Raw genomic sequence first — 714 nt, forward strand, 5'->3', positions numbered from 1 at the left:
GATCAAAGCCCTGGCCGACGGGCCCTTGAGCAAGTCTGAAATTGCCCATGCCCTTGGGCGAGATTCCGTCTCCGGGGCACTCAACCGCACGATCCGGCAGCTCCTGGATCGCGACGAGATCGGCTACACCTTGCCGGATATCCCCAACAGCCGGCTGCAGAAGTACCGGCTCCGCCCCTTTCAGTCGGATTCTCAATAAAAGCCATTCATTAAGAATCCTGGTAATGTGCGTTTATTGAGATTTCAAGTAGGTCATGGCCGCAGGCGAGCAGGTGATCCGCGCCCCTGCCCAGTTGGGGCTGCTCCTTAAAGGCGTTCGGCGGCAGCAGGGCCTGAGCCAGCAGGAGCTAGCCCTCAAGGCCGGCGGCACCAGCCAGGCCCGGCTTTCCCAGCTCGAATTGCAACCGGGGCGCTTCACCATGGAGCGGCTCCTGCTGATCCTGGCCGCCCTCGACCTCGAACTGGTGGTGCGCCCCCGCCAGAGCGGCAACGAGCCGGCCGAGTGGTGATGGGCAGGCCAACGCGGGCGCGCTCCCTGGCGGTATGGATGAACGCTGAAAGGGTCGGCACCTGGACCTTGCCTGCGCGGGGGCCACAGACCTTCACCTACGACGAAACCTGGCTGCACTCCAGCCAGTTCCGGCCGTTGTCGTTGTCACTTCCGACAGGCTTCGGGGCCACAACGCTCAGCGGCGAGGCCGTGGAGAGCTGGTT

General features: G+C 63.9%; 3 protein-coding genes. All 3 read left to right on the forward strand.

Features of this window, described 5'->3' with window-relative positions:
* On the forward strand, positions 1–199 hold a 199-nt coding region (locus C7K08_RS14910; RefSeq protein WP_206603900.1), incomplete at its 5' end, for a Fic family protein.
* Between the two features lie 55 nt (positions 200–254).
* On the forward strand, positions 255–509 hold the full coding sequence (locus tag C7K08_RS14915; protein WP_106501206.1) for a helix-turn-helix domain-containing protein: 255 nt from the start codon (positions 255–257) through the stop codon (positions 507–509).
* Between the two features lie 38 nt (positions 510–547).
* Positions 548–714 (forward strand): HipA N-terminal domain-containing protein (locus C7K08_RS14920; protein WP_161955969.1); only part of this gene is annotated, 167 nt, incomplete at its 3' end.

It is taken from the genome of Synechococcus lacustris str. Tous, assembly GCF_003011125.1.
In the GTDB taxonomy this organism is placed as follows: Bacteria; Cyanobacteriota; Cyanobacteriia; order PCC-6307; family Cyanobiaceae; genus Synechococcus_D; species Synechococcus_D lacustris.